The sequence below is a fragment of the Christiangramia sediminicola genome (genome assembly GCF_031344135.1).
In the GTDB taxonomy this organism is placed as follows: Bacteria; Bacteroidota; Bacteroidia; order Flavobacteriales; family Flavobacteriaceae; genus Christiangramia; species Christiangramia sediminicola.
In genome coordinates, this window is the sequence record NZ_JAVJIU010000003.1 from 80,122 (window position 1) to 97,843 (window position 17,722).

Here is a 17,722-nt window from a genome sequence, read left to right on the forward strand (position 1 = left end):
CTCTATTTCAATAGGTTTGTAACCATGTTTTTCAGAAAATGTGAAGGATCACATTTACCTTTCGCATCCGTAATCGTTGAAAAGTGTTTGTTCAGAAAATGAAGGTGGAGCGCACCATCTGCAATAGTTGAAGATAGACTGTAAGGATGCGCGTATTCCGGGTCTACATCATCTATCATTTTACTAATGCGGCTGATAAGTCTTTTATAAATAAGGAAATATCCAAATTGGTTTTCCTGGTCTACCTCTTTGGTGAGGTAAGATTTAGAAGCCTCATTAATAACGATATTATTAAGTGCAACCTCATTAACGTGAGCAAAACGAATATCTTCTTCCACTGGATGAGCCATCACCTCAATTGCCTTTAATAATTTCTCTAAGGGATCCTGAATACCATGAGTAGCAAAAGTGAGTTGAAACTCTTTCCAGCCCCAGAACCAATTAATTATGTAAACAAGAAAAATATGCTTGTTCTTAAAATACCTGTAGACCGAACTTTCATTCGAACCTATTCGTTTCCCTAGCTTCTTGAAAGTAAATTCCTCAAAGCCAATTTCCGAGATAAGAAGTATGCCTTCCCCTAAAATTTTCTTTCCTAGTTTACTGGATTCAGGGTCTTTAAGGAACAAATCCTCGTTAATTCTTATCTTTAAATCTTTTAAAAGTTCTTCCATTTCATTTTCAAAAAGTTCAAAAATAATAGTATTACTATTAGAATATCAAAGTTTAGCTATTAATTAACACCTGTCTAGCTATTTTTTTTCTTACACTAATCTCAACATCCATTAAAAATTGAATATTTTGCTTCAATTTTCTAATAAGTAAATCGTTTCAATTTTGAAGAAACTATCTCTAATTTGACCAAAATGGATGTATGTAATAAAAGTTACTTGGAAGACAGCATACTTATATTAATTTTGAAAAATATTAGCTTAGAAAGTTTTAATTGAAGATTATGAAAATAGAACAGATATATACAGGATGTTTAGCTCAGGGAGCTTACTATATTGAAAGTAATGGCGAAGTCGCGATCATAGACCCGCTAAGAGAAGTTCAGCCTTATATAAATAAAGCTGAAGAAGCCGGAGCTAAGATCAAATATATCTTTGAAACTCATTTTCATGCCGACTTCGTTTCTGGACATGTAACGCTTTCAGAGAAAACCGGGGCTCCTATCATTTTCGGGCCTAATGCAAAGACTAATTTTGAATCTATTATTGCTGAAGACGGTCAGGAATTCAAATTGGGAGCGGTTACTTTTAAAGTGCTGCACACCCCTGGACATACCATGGAGAGTACAACTTACTTGCTAAGAGATGAGAATGGTAAAGACCATTCCTTATTTTCCGGAGACACTCTTTTCTTAGGCGACGTGGGAAGACCAGATCTTGCTCAGAAATCTGCACATATGACTCAGGAAGAGCTTGCCGGAACTTTATATGATAGCCTTCGAAACAAAATAATGCCACTGGCTGATGATGTTACCGTATATCCGGCTCATGGTGCCGGTTCAGCTTGCGGAAAGAATATGATGAAGGAGACAGTTGACACTCTAGGTAATCAGAAGAAAATGAATTACGCGTTAAGAGCTGATATGACCAAAGAAGAATTCGTTAAGGAAGTTACCGATGGCCTTTTACCACCTCCAGCTTATTTCCCGATGAACGTGAAAATGAACAAGGAAGGATACCAGGATATTGATGAAGTAATGGCTAAAGGACACAGTGGTTTAAATGCAGATGCTTTCGAAACTGCGGCAAATGAGACCGGTGCAGTAATGCTGGACATTAGACATCAAGGCGAATTTGCAAAAGGGCATATACCCGGTTCTATTTTTATAGGTATTGACGGAAGTTTTGCTCCATGGGTTGGAGACTTAATTAAAGATGTACAGCAACCAATTCTGTTAATCGGAAATGAAGACAGGATTGAAGAAGCTATAACCAGGTTATCGAGAGTAGGATTTGACAATACTCTTGGCTACCTCGAAGGAGGTTTTGAAACCTGGAAAAATTCAGGAAAGGAAATAGATACAGTAAGAACTATTCCTGCTTCAGAGTTTAAGCCAATGGCAGAAAAAGCTCCGGTTTTTGATGTTAGAAAACCCGGAGAATTTCAATCTGAACATGTTGTTGATGCAAAACATACCTCACTTTCAGAGATCAATGAGCATTTAGCTGAATATCCCGAAAATGAAGATTTTTACTTGCACTGTGCAGGTGGCTATCGCAGTATGATAGCGGCATCTATTTTGAAAAGTCGTGGTATCCATAACCTGATCGATGTTCAGGGTGGTTATAAAGCAATCAAAGAAGCAGGTGTTAATACAACCAATTACGTGTGTCCATCAACTTTGAAGTAAACTTATCAGAACAAATAGTACTGAAAAGAGTGGCTTTTTTAAGCTACTCTTTTTTTTTGCAATCCAATTATTCTACTATGGAAACGGAGTAATATGTTTTGTAGAATAACAATTCCTTCTCTTCGCTGCTAATATTCTGCCGATCATAAATACATAGATTCCCTCCTCCTGACTTATTATTCTATCCTGATTTAGGTTTACTTATTTCAAGTTTTTCTATTGAAAAATCAGCTATAATTAGGCACAGAGAATGGGGTTAAAAATTTCAGGATAATTCGACTAGTTTTTTAAACAAAGTTAATCACTCGTTATTCTGCAATAGTTCCAAAGTTTTTCTGACTTTTGCTGCCAAATTAAATAATCTGCAATTGACGCAACTCCTAAAGAAAATACCTGTTTTAATTCTTCTATGTCTGCATTTTATTTTCCTTGGCGTAGTGATCTATGAGAATAGGGATGATAAGTCATCAGTTATTTTTCTTTTGTGCCTGGTTGCTTTTCTCGGAATCTTTTATTTCAGAAACTTCAAGGCCGATCATTCTGTGTTTAAAAGAATTGATCTTCTGTTAGTATTCTTATCAATCTTAGGTGCGATTATTACCTATGCCTTGAATGTAGCCTATGAATTCGGAGCAGTTCTTTCAGCTGGAATTGTGGGACTATTAAGTTCTTTTATTCCGCTTATGAATAAAAGATCTGATTTACTTCGTGAGCTACCAGTAGCGATCTACTGCGGATCATTTGCTGGTATGACGGCTCCTATGATCGCAAATGGTTATTTGTTCATCGCGCTAGCTGGTTTTTTTACTGGTCTCATCCTTATCATTTCCAAAGGCACTCTTCAAGGATTTGGCGGTAAGCTTGGAACCATAGCCTTTGGTGGAGTAATTACGATTTCCATGATAATATTTATTTTTAGCTAATATGGAAATAAGTATTATCATATTTTCCGGAATAACTGGAGCATTGCTAACCTTTTATCTGAATAACAGTTTACAATTGGGAGGAGTCATGGCTTCAGCAGGAGTATCTGTTCTTGCAGGGGGATTATTTCATTTATTCCCTGATATTTCCACAGGCTATCTTTCAAACAACATACCGCTGGTTGTGATGGGTTGCTCATTCATAGGAATGGCAAGTTCACGCATTATAAAAAAATACTGGGTAATTGCAGTTTCAGGCCTTTTCTTTTCAACGATCTACCTGCTAACAGGCTCATACTTTGAAGGATTCGGTGGTAGTCTTGGAACCACAGCCGCTATCTCCCTGTGCACTACATTTGCGATAAATCAATCAATAAAGAAATTGAAGTAAATTCAGGCTTTAATCTTCAATAATTTCCCCCAGCACATCCCAGACATTATCGGCCAGGATCTTCTGACCTTCAGCCGTTGGATGTATTCCATCCTGCTGATTCAATTCAGGTATACCGGCTACATCTTCCAAGAGAAAAGGGATAAGGTAAACATCATTCTTTTCTGCCAGATCAGGAAAGATCTGTTTGAAGCCCGTAGTATAATCCTGCCCCATATTTGGAGGGATCTGCATTCCTGCAAGAATAATCTCAATTTCAGGATTTTGTTCCCTTACGAAATCTATGATCTCCTGAAGGTTATTTTTGGTTTCTTCGATCGCTATTCCTCTTAACCCGTCGTTTGCACCAAGTTCCAGAACAAAAACATCAACATTTTGTTTAAGCACCCAATCAATCCTATTTTTACCTCCAGAAGTGGTTTCTCCACTCAAACCGGCATTTACCACCTTGTAACTCAGCTCTAAAGAATCGATTCTCTGCTGGATCAATTCAGGAAAAGCCTCTCCTTTTTCTAACCCGTATCCCGCGGTAAGACTGTTTCCGAAGAAAAGGATGACCTGTTCAGCATTTTCCTCAGAATTGTCATTTGCCGCTAAAATTTCAGTTTTTTGTTGCTTCTCTTCTTTATTGCTCTCTCCGCATGATGTGAGTGTAATGAACATAAACAATGATAAAAACAATGTGAAGCTTCTCATGATCGGGTAGATTTAATTAAAATCATTTCTTTATTTTGTTTCTCCTGATAAAGAAACCTAAAAGTAAGAAGATGGCAAAAATTTTAAACATTCAAAATCTGAAGAAAAGCTATAGCAGCGGGTCAAAACAACTCACTGTGCTGGAAAACATCAGTTTTGATATTGAGGAAAATGAAACTTTTGCTATTGTTGGACCGTCAGGTAGTGGAAAAACGACTCTTCTAGGACTGTGTGCAGGTCTGGATCAGGCAGATTCTGGCAGCGTTGAACTTTGCGGAACCTTGATCAATGATCTATCTGAAGACCAGAGAGCGCTATTAAGAAATGAAAAAGTGGGTTTCGTATTTCAGGATTTTCAGCTTATTCCAACCCTTACAGCTTTGGAAAATGTGGCTGTACCTCTAGAGTTAAGAGGTGATAAGTCAGCTACGAAAGTTGGAAAGGAACTTCTGGAAAAAGTGGGACTTGGAGACAGGTTTGATCATTATCCTTCTCAACTTTCCGGAGGTGAACAACAAAGGGTTGCCCTCGCCAGGGCATTCAGTACTAAGCCTGATATTCTCTTTGCTGATGAACCAACAGGTAATCTTGACGAAGAAACTGGAAAACGAGTGGTTGAATTACTGATGGAACTAAATGCCGATTCAGGAACCACGCTGGTTATCGTAACTCACGATATGGAACTTGCTAAAAAAACGCAGAGAATTCTCAGGCTAAAAGGAGGACGTGTACTTGAAACTATAAATGCCTAAAAATGCCTAACCAGAATTCAAATTTCAATAAAAAAGCAAACTTCAACTGGTTGCTAAAAATGGCCATTCGAGATGGTAGAGCAAGTAAAAAGAAATTGATCCTCTTTATGGCTTCTATTGTTTTGGGAATAGCAGCGGTAGTTTCTATTCAATCTTTTAGCAATAACCTGAAGGACAATATTGCCCTGCAATCAAAATCTTTGATGGGTGCCGATTATAGAATCGACATGGACAATGAGCCTAATGAAAGGGTTCAGTCTATTATGGATTCACTGGGCAGTCCAGATTCTGAAGAGATCAGCTTTGCTTCTATGGCAGCCTTTCCAGGAAAGAAAGGCACTAAGCTTGTTAGAGTTCGTGGAATAAAGGGTGATTTTCCTTTGTACGGAGAAATGGAAACTGAGCCGGTGGCTGCTGCAAGAAATTATCTCCAAAATGAAACAGCGCTGGTTGATGCCACTTTGATGCTTCAATTAGGAATCGAGGTTGGTGACAAAATTAAAATAGGTGAGGTAACGCTACCCATCGGAGGCTCCTTGAAATCGGTGCCGGGAAGTGCAGCTATTTTCAGCTCTATTGCTCCTCCGGTAATCATTCCACATAAATTTATTGAAAAAACCGGGCTGGTTCAGGTAGGAAGTAGAATTGGTTATAATTATTACTTCAAGGCTGAACCCAGTTTGAATTTTGAAAAATTCGAAGAAAAAATAGATCCGATCCTAGACGCGAATGATGCCGACCTGGACACGCATAAATCTACCAGTGAAAGATTAGGGCGCCGCTATGAAAACTTTGGAAAATTTCTAAACCTGGTTGCATTTATCGCATTATTGCTCGGTTGTATAGGAATTGCCAGTGCCATTCATATTTATATAAAAGAAAAATTACGATCGGTTGCGGTATTAAAGTGCCTTGGGGCATCCAGAAAACAGACCTTTTTCATTTACCTGATCCAGATCGCCATTATAGGTCTAATTGGTGGTATAATCGGAACTTCCCTGGGACTTGTCTTGCAGCAACTATTTCCATTGATCCTTCAGGATATTTTACCGGTAAATGTTGAGATATCGTTTGATCTAAGGACGATATTCATGGGAATTCTGCTAGGTATACTGATGTCTGTTCTTTTCGCGCTTTATCCACTAATGGGAACTTTATATGTTTCACCATTGCAGGCTTTGAGAGTGATAAATAACGATGGTTCAAAATCTACAACCGCAGGAATACTGGTATTGCTGGGTATTTTTTTATTTATTTTTCTATTCGCTTTCTGGTTACTGGAAGACTGGAAATATTCGGTATTCTTTGTATTGGGGATTATTATAACCTTCTCCTTACTGGCAGGTGTGGCAAATCTTTTCATGAAAATGATCAGAAAATATTTCCCTTCCAGCTGGGGATTTATTTCCAGGCAGAGTCTTTTAAATTTATTCAGACCTCAAAATCAAACGCTAATTTTGGTACTGGCAATTGGGATTGGTACATTTCTTATTAGCACTTTATATTTTACCAAAGATCTACTTCTGGCTCAGGCTTCACTGGAAGAACAGGCTAAAAGTCCTAATATGATACTTCTGGATGTTCAATCTGAGCAACAAGAGCAAGTCGCAGCAACTATTCAGGCAAATCAATTTCCCGTTCTGGAGAATATTCCTATTGTCACCATGGGTGTGGAAAGTTTAAAAGGAAGATCGGTAAATGATATTCGGGAAGACAGCACTTCTACGGTTAATGGCTGGATATTACAGCACGAATTCAGGACAACATATCGTGATTCTCTTATAGATTCGGAAGTTCTCGAACAGGGAGAATGGATTGGAAACAAGCCAGCAAATGGCCCAATCCCGATTTCGGTAAGTGATAATTTCGCCAAAGATGCTGAAGTTTCTATTGGAGATGAAGTGAGCTTCAACGTTCAGGGAGTTTTATTGAATACAGTTGTGGGAAGTGTGCGCACCGTAGACTGGAGTAGAATGCAGCTGAATTTTTCGGTGGTATTTCCAAGTGGTGTCCTGGAAGATGCTCCGCAATTTCGTGTGCTTACCACTAAAGTTAAAGATGAAACCGGTTCAGCAGAACTTCAGCAGGCACTAGTTAGTAAATTTCCAAATGTTACTATCATTGATCTAAGGCAGGTCTTAAGTTTGATCGAAAAGATTTTAAGCAAGATCTCATGGCTGATCAACTTTATCGCATTCTTCAGTATTCTAACAGGAATCATTGTATTGATAGGTGCCGTGCGTACGAGTAAATACCAACGAATTCGGGAAAGTGTATTATTAAGGACACTTGGTGCTAAAAGTGACCAGATCCTTAAAATACTGGCATTAGAATATTTCTACCTCGGGTTTATTGGTGCTTTTTCGGGAATTATCCTTTCACTTATTAGTAGCCAGCTTCTGGGGTATTTTGTCTTTGAAACAAGCTTTATTCCATCACTGATTCCATTTCTGATTTTACTGCCTGGAATTATTATTCTGGTAATGTCTATTGGTTTAAGCAATAGTCTTGGTGTGATCAAAAGTCCCCCACTGGTGGTTCTTCGGAAAGAATTGCAGTAATTGCACAAATTCACTGCCGAAATAGATATTTAAAAAGGATTTAGTATAAGTTTAACTGAGATTTTTAGGTGAATCAAGGAAGTAGGACGTATTTTTAAAACTGGCTAAACTTGAACCAACCAAAACATGGAAAATTATCATTTAGAATTAAATGATGTAGACGAATTTATACCTGAACTTGCGAGCGAATTTGGAACCGAATATTCCGAACACCTTGGAGAATTTCAGCTTGAGATTCCTGAAAGTAAAGGTGAAGGAACTATTAAAGGAATCAACTTCCCTAATGGAATTGGCTTATACACCTATCATTGCAAGCTGAATACCGATATTAGTTTGTGTATTTCTCAACCATTTATAAAACCAATACGTTTTATTTATTGCGTTAAGGGCGAGGTGCAGAGTCATTTTAAAAATGATGAAGACCTGGTAAATATTTCAGACCATCAGTTTTTAATTGTAGCTCCAACCGATAAGGAAAAACACAGTCTTATTTTTAATAAGGATAAAGATATTGTGGTATGCTACCTGGAAATAGATCGTTTAAAATTTCAGCAATATTTTTCATTCGATCTTCACGACCTGGAGCCTGTATTTTATAAAATCTTTAGCGATATACAGGCAAAGAACCGAATTTCCGAAACCGGTAGTTTCAGTTTAAAAACTGCAGATACCATCAAAGAGATTAGGAATTGTAATCTTACTGGGTTCCCACGCATCAATTTTATTGGAGCAAAAGCGTTGGAAGTACTGAGCTACATGCTGGCCAGGTTTAAAAAGGAAAGTCAGCGCTTCGAAAGCAATGAGATGAAAGAAAAAGACCGTAAGGCTATCGAAGCAGCGGTAGAATATATTGATGCTAATATCTCGCAAACAGGAACGGTAAATGATCTGGCTCAAATCGCCGGGGTGAACACCAACAAACTTCAGGAAGGATTTCAGGTGATTTATGGGAAAACCGTGAACGAATATATTAGGGATATAAGATTGAGCAAATCGCTTAATATGCTTACCGCCGGGAATAAGAACGTAAGTGAAGTGGTGTATGAGCTTGGTCTTTCCAGCAGAAGTTATTTCTCTAAGATATTTAAAGCCAAATATGGAGTTTCACCTCGAAAAGTGCTTTCCGGCAAGGCCACTTCCAATAAACTTCAGAAATAGAAAGTTAGCTTATTAAATCAGATCATTTCCTAAAACATTTTTAATAAAACAAGCGAATGATCGTATTTGAATCGATCAAATACCTGAATGCTATATTGATGTTAAGCTTTCTGATAAAAATTCAATACTTCGTATATTCAGACCTATTTACAAACGGAAACAGAACATGAACCAAAGATTAAAAAAAGGACTGAGTGTTTTTGCACTCGTCTCTGTGATGGGTTATGCCCAGGCGCAGGAACAGGAAAATGAAAAAAAATCTATGACAGATAATCCCCTACTTTCAGAATGGACCGGACCTTATGAAGGTGTTCCGGCATTCGATAAAATGCAGGTAGATCTTATTAAGCCTACGATTAGAAAAGGAATGGAATTACATCTTGCCGATATTGATAAAATAACGGCAAATAATGATGCACCAACCTTTGAAAATACCATAATTCCTATGGAAAAAGCCGGACAGAAACTGGACCGTGCTTTTACCTATTATGGCATTTACAGCAGTAACGTTTCGAGTCCTGAATTCAGAGAAGTTCAGAAAGAACTTGCTCCGGAAATTTCAGAATTCTCTTCTAAGATCAGTCAGAATGAGAAATTATTTCAACGGATTAAAACTGTTTACGAGAATTCGCAAAATGAACCACTTGAACCAGCAAAACAAAGAGTTGTAGATCTTATCTACGAAGATTTTGCAATGCAGGGAGCAGATCTTAATGAGGCTGACAAAAAACGCTACGCTGAGATCAATAAGGAACTTTCAGGGCTTTATACCAAATTCTCTAATAACGTACTGGCAGATGAAGAAAATTATGTGATCTACCTAAAAAAAGACCAGCTGGAGGGATTACCTGAATCATATGTAAAATCTGCAGCACAGGCTGCAGAAGATCGTGGTGAAAAAGGTAAATATGCGGTTACTAATACAAGATCTTCTATGGATCCTTTTCTAACCTATTCTACTGAACGTGAATTGAGAGAAAAGGTTTGGAAAAACTATTATTCCAGAGGAGATAATGCCGATGAATTTGACAATAACGAGATCGTAAAAAAGATCCTTAAGCTACGTGATGAACGTGTGGAACTTTTAGGTTATGATAATTATGCACAATGGCGTTTGCAAAACAGGATGGCTAAAAATCCTGAAAACGCGATGGATCTAATGATGAAAGTATGGCCGGCTGCACTCGCACGTGTAAAGGAGGAAGTATCCGATATGCAGAAAGTTGCCGATTCTGAGGGTGCAGATATTACTATTAAGCCTTGGGATTACAGATTCTATGCTGAAAAGGTTAGAAAAGAAAAATATGATCTGGATAGTGAAGAAGTAAAACAGTATCTGGAACTTGGAAACCTGACTCAGGCACTATTTTTCACGGCTGGTGAACTTTTCAACTTTGAATTTTCTCCGGTAGAAGAAGGAACTGTTCCTGTTTTTCATGAAGACGTAAAAGTTTGGGAAGTGAGCGATAAAGATTCTGGTGAGCTCGTAGGGCTTTGGTATCTTGATCCTTATGCAAGACAGGGAAAAAGATCTGGAGCGTGGGCTACCACCTACCGCAGTTACAGTGAGCTTATGGGTAAAAAGCCCGTTCTTTCATCTAATAACTCGAACTTTATAAAACCTGCTCCTGGTGAGCCTGTATTAGTTTCCTGGGATGATGCGGAAACTTTCTTTCATGAATTTGGACATGCATTGCATTTCCTATCCGCAGATATCGAATATCCAACTTTAAACAGCGGAGTGAGAGATTATACTGAATTTCAGTCTCAATTACTGGAAAGATGGTTATCTACTGATAAAGTGATCAACCAGTTCCTGAGACATCACGAGACAAATGAAGTGATTCCAGATGAGCTGGTGCAAAAGATTAAAAAAGCATCTACATTTAACCAGGGATTTGCAACTACCGAGTTCCTTGCTTCGGCGATCATGGATATGAAATATCATACTACAGATCCTGATGAAATTGAGCCGGATACTTTTGAAAGAGAAACTTTAAAAGAATTGAATATGCCGGAAGAGATTGTGATGCGTCATCGTACGCCACATTTTGGACATGTTTTTTCAGGTGAAGGATATGCAACCGGATATTACGGTTATTTATGGGCTGATGTACTTACCTCTGATGCCGCAGAAGCTTTTGCCGATGCGCCAGGTGGATTCTATGATAAGGAAGTGGCTAACAAGCTGGTAAAATATCTTTTTGCTCCTAGAAATGCTATGGATCCTGCTGAAGCTTATAAAAAGTTCAGAGGAAGAGATGCAGAGATCGATGCATTAATGCGTGACAGAGGTTTTCCTGTTCCGGAAAAAGATGAAAAATAAATTTTAGATAAGAATAATGAAAAATGCCCTGAGAACTCAGGGCATTTTTCATTATAAATGGCTTCGAAAATAATTTAAGCCATTTCAATTTATAAAAAATGGAATTCCTATTTCATACTGCTTTTGATACATTCTGCGATCTTTATTGCGCGTTTTACCTGATGCGAGATTGAGGTATTCGCCTTTTCATCAAGATTATCTACTCCACCATTGGTACTGAATCCGTAAGGATTTCCTCCTGTTTTAAATAATTCTTCAGAAGTATATCCTGGTGCAGCGACTATCGCTCCCCAATGGTACATACTCTTATAAAGTGATAGTAAAGTACTTTCCTGCCCGCCATGTGGATTTTGTGCACTCGTCATACCCGAAACTACTTTATTAACCAATTTCCCCTGGCTCCACAAGCCGCCGGTAGTATCAAAAAAGGCCTGTACCTGTGATGGTACGTTGCCATATCTTGTTGGTATACTGAAAATAATCGCATCTGCCCATTCTAAGTCATCTAACTCAGCGACTTCAACATCTTGTGTTGCCTGATGATGCTTTTTCCAATCCTCATTAGCCTCCATGGCTTCCTTAGGTGCTGTCTCTCTAATTTTTCTTAATCTTACATCGTAATCTCCATGAGATCTAGCGGCTTCAGCAGCCCAATTGGCCATTTTATGGTTAGTACCTGTCGCACTGTAATAAATGATTGCAATATTCATAATTATAAGTTTTATTAAATCATCACCGTAACTTAATCAGATTCTTTGAAAACAACTTTTAAAATTTTTATAAACTTTGACGTAATAATATATATTGAGCATCATGAAGGAAGAATATCACCAACACTTTAAAATTTATAAGCCTTATGGTTATCTAAGCCAGTTTATTACCAATCAGAAATCTGCTGGTAAGTTTAAATTACTTGGTGAGCTTTATAATTTTCCTGAAAATACAATGTCTATAGGCAGGCTTGATAAAGATTCTGAAGGTCTTCTTTTACTAACCACCAACGGAAAATTAAGTACAAAGATCACTGCCGGAAATAGTGAAAAGGAATATTACGTCCAGGTTGATGGAGATATATCTGAAGAAGCTTTATTAAAGTTGCAGAAGGGTGTGGAGATCAGTATTTATGGTAAGGCTTATATGACCTTAGAATGTGAAGCGCACAAATTAGAAGTTAGACCTGTTTTTCCTGAAAGAGCAAAAAAGATCAGGGATGAACGTCATGGACCAACCAGTTGGGTTAGTATTACTCTTACTGAAGGTAAATTTCGCCAGGTTAAAAAAATGACGGCTGCCGTAGGCTTTCCAACCTTAAGACTGGTAAGAGTACGCATTGGTAGTGAAAAGCTGGATAATATGAAAGCAGGTGAAGTAATTGAACTTGATAAGGTTGATGTTTAGTAACCAACTGCTTTCCCATCATAACTTCGGCTATCAGCAGCGCCTTCTAACTCTCCGGAAACAGGATCTATAAATATTCCCATTGCCCTACCCTGTGTTTCTCTTGTTTCGATCTCATGTCCCTTTTCAGTATAAATTTTAAAAGTATCAGGAGAGAAGCCCCAATCTTCAAAATAGGAAGTATCAGGAAGCCACTGATGATGGAATCTTGGCGATTCAATCGCTTTTGCGATATCCATTTTATGATCTACCACATTCAGAATAACCTGTAAAACCGTATTAATAATAGTTCTTCCTCCTGGTGAACCGATCACAATAACCGGTTTTCCATCTTTTGCCACAATTGTTGGACTCATACTGGATAACATCCTTTTTTCAGGCTCAATCTGATTTGGTTCTGTGCCTATTCTTCCTTTGGAGTCTGTATAACCGGGAATGGCATTAAAATCACCCATTTCGTTATTCAGCAAAAAACCAGCGCCTTCCAATACTATTTTTGAACCGTAAGATTGCTCCAAAGTATAAGTTAGAGAAACCGCATTTCCTTCAGAATCAACTACAGACAAATGTGTGGTTTCCGGGCTTTCGTAAGCTGCATGGGCCTTATTGAAATTAGTTGAATCACTTTTTGAAGCCTTTGCTGCCAGAATACCTTTTCTCAAATCCTCAGCATATTCCTTTGACGTCAGCCTTTCTAATGGAACCTGAGGATTAAAGTTAAGATCGCCCAGGAATTGTGCACGATCGGCATAAGCTCTTCTCATGGCTTCGGTAATAAAATGTAAACTTTCTGCGGAATTGTGACCCATTTCAGTTAGATCATAAGCTTCCAGAATATTCAGCATTTCAACAATAGTTACTCCTCCTGAACTTGGCGGTGCCATACCGATTATATCATAACCGCGATAAGTTCCTTCAATTGGCTGCATCTCTTCCGCTTCATAAACCTCCAGATCTTTTTTAGTAATGATACCATTATTAGCCTTCATGTAATTCGCGATAAGACTGGCAGTCTTTCCTTTATAGAAGCCATCAGCTCCATGATCCCTGATTCGTTTTAAAGATTCAGCAAGGTCTTTTTGAATTAAGGTATCCCCTACTTCAAATGCCGCTTCCTTATCTTTCAAAAATATCTTAGCCGTAGATTTATATTCATCACTATTTTCCAGAACCCAGTTGGAAAAACCTACGATATGTGGACTAACCGGAAAACCTTTTTCGGCGATCTCAATCGCCGGCTGTACAAGATCAGCCCAGTCTAATTTTCCAAATTTCTGATGTGCTTTATATAAACCAGCGACCGTTCCCGGAACACCAACGGCTAAAATTCCGTCATGATTAGAATTATCTTTTACTTTTCCGTTCTCATCCAGATACATTTCACGGGTAGCTGCAAGAGGAGCTTTTTCTCTGAAATTGAATGTTGTAGTTTCACCATCACCACCGTAATAAACAAGGAATCCACCACCGCCAATATTTCCAGCAGCAGGTAAGGTTACAGACAAAGCAAAAGCAGTTGCTATGCTCGCATCCATGGCGGTACCACCTTTTGCAAGTATTTCTTTACCAACTTCAGAAGCCAGGTAATGACTACTCACCACCATTCCCTTTTTTGCTGAAACAGGAATTCTTCCTCCCTGAGCTTGGGTCTGAAAAATTGAGAAAATTATAAATAATAGAGCTAAAAAAGACCTGGTGAAAGTTCGCATTCAATATGATTTAGAAAAACTAAACCTACTTAAAATTGAACTTTAAAACAACCTGAAAAATTATAATTTTTAGCAGTTGGTAAGTTCTAAATTGAATGCTTCTTTGAATAAAAGAAAGGTTTGTTTTGCCTTTTTGGTTGCTGCTGAAATTTCTTCAGAATTAAAATCTCTGGAGCGCAGGTATTTTAGGAATTGATTCCATCCTGCCATGCTGCTTCTGTCCCCGCTGAAAAAATATTGATCTCCAACTGATTTTAAGGTATCACAATTCCTGATCTCTTTTCCAATTAACATTCCGCCCATAGCAGATCCTTCAACCACATAAGCGGCACCAATGGCTTCCGCTACAGTATCGCAATTGAAATCTAATTCCAGGTCGAGATCAGTAACTCCTAAATTTTTAAGATCCTTCTCAAGTCGTAAGGTTTTATCCATGGAGTAATCAGGCAAAAACCTGGCTATTTCAGATTCGGAGGATTTATAAGCAACATAGTTTTGAAAAAGCAGCAGTTTATATTCGTCAAGGCTTATGGAGTGATCCATGATCTTGCCTGCGATGTTATCCTTTTCAATTTCTTCGTGTAGTATTCTGGTTTTTTCTCTTAAGCTATTCAGTATCTCCATCTTCCAAATTAAATCTGTCTATCGCCTCTTTGATCTGCTTAATGTTATCACGCTGCTCTGCATTATCTGAATTTATTTTGTCCAGATAGCTGTAGATTTGATTAACTGTGATCTTGTTATTTCTGATTCTTTCTCTTAATTCATCTTTAGAGACCATATTGATCACCACTTTCTTGAGCAACGGCTCCAATTTTTCCCCAAGATTATTTATATCTTTTTTCAGGATATAACCCGCAGCACCACTTAGAATTGTATTTGCAGCAAGTTCTTCATCATTAATGGTCCCGGTAATGAAGATAAATTCAATGGTCTCATCATATTCTTTCACCATCTCCATAATATCTAGACCTGTACAATTTGGAAGATTGTAATCTGATAAAACCACATCTGGTGCAAAATTGACCAATAGGTCTTTACAGTCCTCAAGATTATCGGTTATCTCGATATTTGGTTCAGAGACGATCTTGCCGATCTGCCTCTTAATTAGAAAAATATCGTTCTGATTATCCTCTACAAGTAGGATATTAAGTTTCTTCTTGATCATTTGCTACACGAATATGTGCGAAAGTAAGAGAATCCTGTATATTAAACAATGCTTAAAAGTTAAACATAGAAGTAAAATGTTGATCCTTTATTAGGCTTACTTTCAGCCCAGATCTCTCCATCATGCTTTTCTATGATCTTTCTAACAATTGCCAGACCTATACCAGTTCCCTGATAATCGTCTCCCGAATGCCTTGAAAACAGGTTAAAGATCTCTTCTTTAAATTTCGGATCGAAGCCTATACCATTATCCTTTACGTAATAAACAGTTTTTCTATTTCGAACTTCACTACCTATTTCGATCTTCGGATTCTTAGATTTCTCACTGTATTTAAGAGCATTGGTGATTAAATTAGACCACACCTGGCTTAACATACGTTTGTCTCCAACCACTTTTGGAAGATTTCCCTCCACCTCAATTTTTGTATTAGGATAATTAGATTTTACATTAAAACCTGTTAAAATATCCTGGATCATACGATCTATAGAATTCGTGTTCTTTACAACATCCTTATTAGATACTCCGGCGAAAGACAAAATATTGTCAATAAGATCCTGCATCTCTTCAACTGAGCTTAGAATCGTATCCACGGCCATCTGACCTTCTTTATGAAGGTCTGAATAATGATCTTCTTTTAAAATATGAGCATAACCATCAATTCCTCTAAGTGGAGCTTTCAGATCATGTGATAATCCCTGACTGAACAATTCCAGCTCATTATGAGCTTCAATCAATTGTTCGTTTAATTTATCGATCTCTTTCTTCTGATTCTCCAGAATTACGTAACTAACACTTTCACTTAATTTTCTGGCACCACTTATTTCAAAATCTTTCCATGTATCTGCAACACCAGTAAGCTCCTCCGTCCATTTTTCGAAAGATTTTCTTGGAGTCAAACGTTCTTTTTCAGCATCATAAGTCGCTTTATTTTCAGGATTCCCACCCCAATCAACGCTTTGAATGACTTCAGGCCTAAACCATATTAAGAAATCGCGGTCGCTTTGTCCAAGCCTTAAACTTAAAATTCCAGAACCTGATTCCTTGAAGTTTTTCGCTTCTGGATAAAACTGTAAAAGATTCTTTGTGAAGAATAAGCTATCGCTCTTCTTCGCCAGGAAATTGCTTGTCAGTTTTTTGATCTCTTTTTTAGAAGGAGTATTTTCTACCGTTTTCACCTTGCCGTTAAGAACGATCGCTGCACCACCACAATCAAATAGATCGGTTAATTTGATGTTCTGACCACTCAGTCCTTTTTTAATACTATTCTTCTGATGTATCTGGTTGACCAATTTGATACGCAATTCATCAACCTTTTCAATATTGGTCAAAAAGCTGTTCGAATTCTTCAGAGATAATTCATTTGAAAAAATCTGAATAAGGAACTCGCAGGTTTGACGCTGGTAATAGTTTATGAATTTCGGCTCGTAATGATGACAGGCTATTAATCCCCATAATCTACCATTGCTAATGAGAGCTGCGGTTAGTGAAGCTCCAACTTCCATATTCTGTAAATATTCAATATGAATTGGAGAAACACCACGTAATTTCGAATTTGTAAGATCTAGAGGTTCATTATTAATCGGTGAAATCAATGGTATGATCTTCACAGGTTTATAATTAACCTTTGAAATTGTACGAACCCGGTTTTTGAGGAATAACTGTCTTGCCTGCTTAGGAATATCACTTGCAGGATATTGCAATCCCAACCAGCTATCCATTCCTTCATTCTTTTCCTCAGCGATGACCTTACCGTTCCACTCCTCATCAAACTTATAAATCATTACCCTATCATAGCCAAAAATAGATTTCGTGATCTTTGCTGCATCTGTACACAATTCTTCAGCATCCTCTGATGCGCTAAGTGTATTTAAAAGGCTCGTAAGTTCTTTCTGAAAATCAAAATTATCACCTTTACCATCGATAGGTTCGATATCAAGAATTAGATTTTGTCTGGAAAGATGTGGGATAATAATGAATTGTTTCCCATTGATCGAAGTCTCTTCAACTTCAAAAACTTCATCGTTTTTAATAGTAGTTAGAAGGGCATCGGCGAGTTTACTTCCCAGAATAGATTCCAGGCTCTTTCCAAGCAACTCTTCAGCAGCAATTCCGAAAAACTCACTGCTGTTCTCCCCTACCTGACCAATTCTTCCTGTTTCCTTATCACAAGCAACTAGAACGCCATGTTCCTGGGTAACTCCTATAATATGAATTGGTTCTTTTTCGCAACTTGAAAGATCTACTTTTTCGGGGTACCGATTGTTATCAGTCATTCTCT

At 37.8% G+C, this 17,722-nt stretch carries 15 protein-coding genes; 8 read left to right on the forward strand and 7 right to left on the reverse strand.

The genetic code is table 11. The annotated features are described in order from the left end of the window. Positions 1 to 2: 2 nt before the first annotated feature. Positions 3 to 674 (reverse strand): TetR/AcrR family transcriptional regulator, encoded by a 672-nt coding sequence (locus tag RE431_RS07730; RefSeq protein ID WP_309561401.1) that lies wholly within the window; start codon positions 672 to 674, stop codon positions 3 to 5. Between the two features lie 281 nt (positions 675 to 955). On the opposite strand from RE431_RS07730, the gene RE431_RS07735 reads away from it, so the two are divergent. The 3 genes from RE431_RS07735 (at position 956) to RE431_RS07745 (ending at position 3,676) form a co-directional block, all read left to right on the forward strand. Beyond that, entirely contained in the window at positions 956 to 2,362 is a 1,407-nt protein-coding gene (locus RE431_RS07735) for an MBL fold metallo-hydrolase (RefSeq protein WP_309561402.1), read from the forward strand. 368 nt (positions 2,363 to 2,730) lie between these two features. After that, positions 2,731 to 3,285 (forward strand): hypothetical protein, encoded by a 555-nt coding sequence (locus tag RE431_RS07740; protein WP_309561403.1) that lies wholly within the window; start codon positions 2,731 to 2,733, stop codon positions 3,283 to 3,285. 1 nt (position 3,286) lies between these two features. Continuing rightward, positions 3,287 to 3,676 carry a hypothetical protein gene (locus tag RE431_RS07745; RefSeq protein WP_309561404.1) on the forward strand — a complete coding sequence of 130 codons (390 nt, stop codon included), beginning with the start codon at positions 3,287 to 3,289 and terminating at the stop codon, positions 3,674 to 3,676. 9 nt (positions 3,677 to 3,685) lie between these two features. Here the strand turns inward: RE431_RS07745 and RE431_RS07750 are convergent, their stop codons facing one another. Continuing rightward, on the reverse strand, positions 3,686 to 4,372 hold the full coding sequence (locus RE431_RS07750) for an arylesterase (RefSeq protein ID WP_309561405.1): 687 nt from the start codon (positions 4,370 to 4,372) through the stop codon (positions 3,686 to 3,688). Between the two features lie 71 nt (positions 4,373 to 4,443). Between RE431_RS07750 and RE431_RS07755 the strand changes: the two genes are divergently transcribed. The 4 genes from RE431_RS07755 (at position 4,444) to RE431_RS07770 (ending at position 11,169) form a co-directional block, all read left to right on the forward strand. Further along, positions 4,444 to 5,124, forward strand: a complete 681-nt coding sequence (locus RE431_RS07755) for an ABC transporter ATP-binding protein (RefSeq protein ID WP_309561406.1) — start codon at positions 4,444 to 4,446, stop codon at positions 5,122 to 5,124. A 2-nt stretch (positions 5,125 to 5,126) separates the two neighbouring features. After that, the gene (locus RE431_RS07760) at positions 5,127 to 7,685 is read left to right on the forward strand and encodes an ABC transporter permease (RefSeq protein WP_309561407.1); all 2,559 of its coding nucleotides are present in this window, start codon (positions 5,127 to 5,129) and stop codon (positions 7,683 to 7,685) included. A gap of 126 nt (positions 7,686 to 7,811) precedes the next feature. Continuing rightward, on the forward strand, positions 7,812 to 8,843 hold the full coding sequence (locus tag RE431_RS07765) for a helix-turn-helix domain-containing protein (RefSeq protein ID WP_309561408.1): 1,032 nt from the start codon (positions 7,812 to 7,814) through the stop codon (positions 8,841 to 8,843). Between the two features lie 217 nt (positions 8,844 to 9,060). Beyond that, a complete protein-coding gene (locus tag RE431_RS07770) occupies positions 9,061 to 11,169 on the forward strand; it encodes a M3 family metallopeptidase (RefSeq protein WP_408914515.1) in 2,109 nt (702 codons plus the stop codon). Between the two features lie 107 nt (positions 11,170 to 11,276). Here RE431_RS07770 and wrbA read toward each other — a convergent pair whose 3' ends face one another. Further along, entirely contained in the window at positions 11,277 to 11,879 is a 603-nt protein-coding gene (gene wrbA / locus RE431_RS07775) for an NAD(P)H:quinone oxidoreductase (protein WP_309561410.1), read from the reverse strand. A gap of 103 nt (positions 11,880 to 11,982) precedes the next feature. Between wrbA and RE431_RS07780 the strand changes: the two genes are divergently transcribed. Further along, positions 11,983 to 12,567: a pseudouridine synthase gene (locus RE431_RS07780; protein WP_309561411.1), complete on the forward strand. Its 585-nt coding sequence runs from the start codon at positions 11,983 to 11,985 to the stop codon at positions 12,565 to 12,567. Here the strand turns inward: RE431_RS07780 and ggt are convergent. The 4 genes from ggt to RE431_RS07800 all read right to left on the reverse strand — a co-directional run bounded on the left by ggt (position 12,564) and on the right by RE431_RS07800 (position 17,717). Continuing rightward, complete coding sequence (gene ggt / locus RE431_RS07785) at positions 12,564 to 14,276, reverse strand: gamma-glutamyltransferase (protein ID WP_309561412.1); 1,713 nt, start codon at positions 14,274 to 14,276, stop codon at positions 12,564 to 12,566. The genes RE431_RS07780 and ggt overlap by 4 nt on opposite strands. Positions 14,277 to 14,345: 69 nt before the next feature. Then, complete coding sequence (locus tag RE431_RS07790) at positions 14,346 to 14,900, reverse strand: biliverdin-producing heme oxygenase (RefSeq protein ID WP_309561413.1); 555 nt, start codon at positions 14,898 to 14,900, stop codon at positions 14,346 to 14,348. Continuing rightward, positions 14,884 to 15,444 (reverse strand): response regulator, encoded by a 561-nt coding sequence (locus tag RE431_RS07795; RefSeq protein WP_309561414.1) that lies wholly within the window; start codon positions 15,442 to 15,444, stop codon positions 14,884 to 14,886. The genes RE431_RS07790 and RE431_RS07795 overlap by 17 nt, the downstream gene beginning before the upstream one ends. A gap of 59 nt (positions 15,445 to 15,503) precedes the next feature. Next, positions 15,504 to 17,717: an ATP-binding protein gene (locus tag RE431_RS07800; protein ID WP_309561415.1), complete on the reverse strand. Its 2,214-nt coding sequence runs from the start codon at positions 17,715 to 17,717 to the stop codon at positions 15,504 to 15,506. Positions 17,718 to 17,722: the final 5 nt, after the last annotated feature.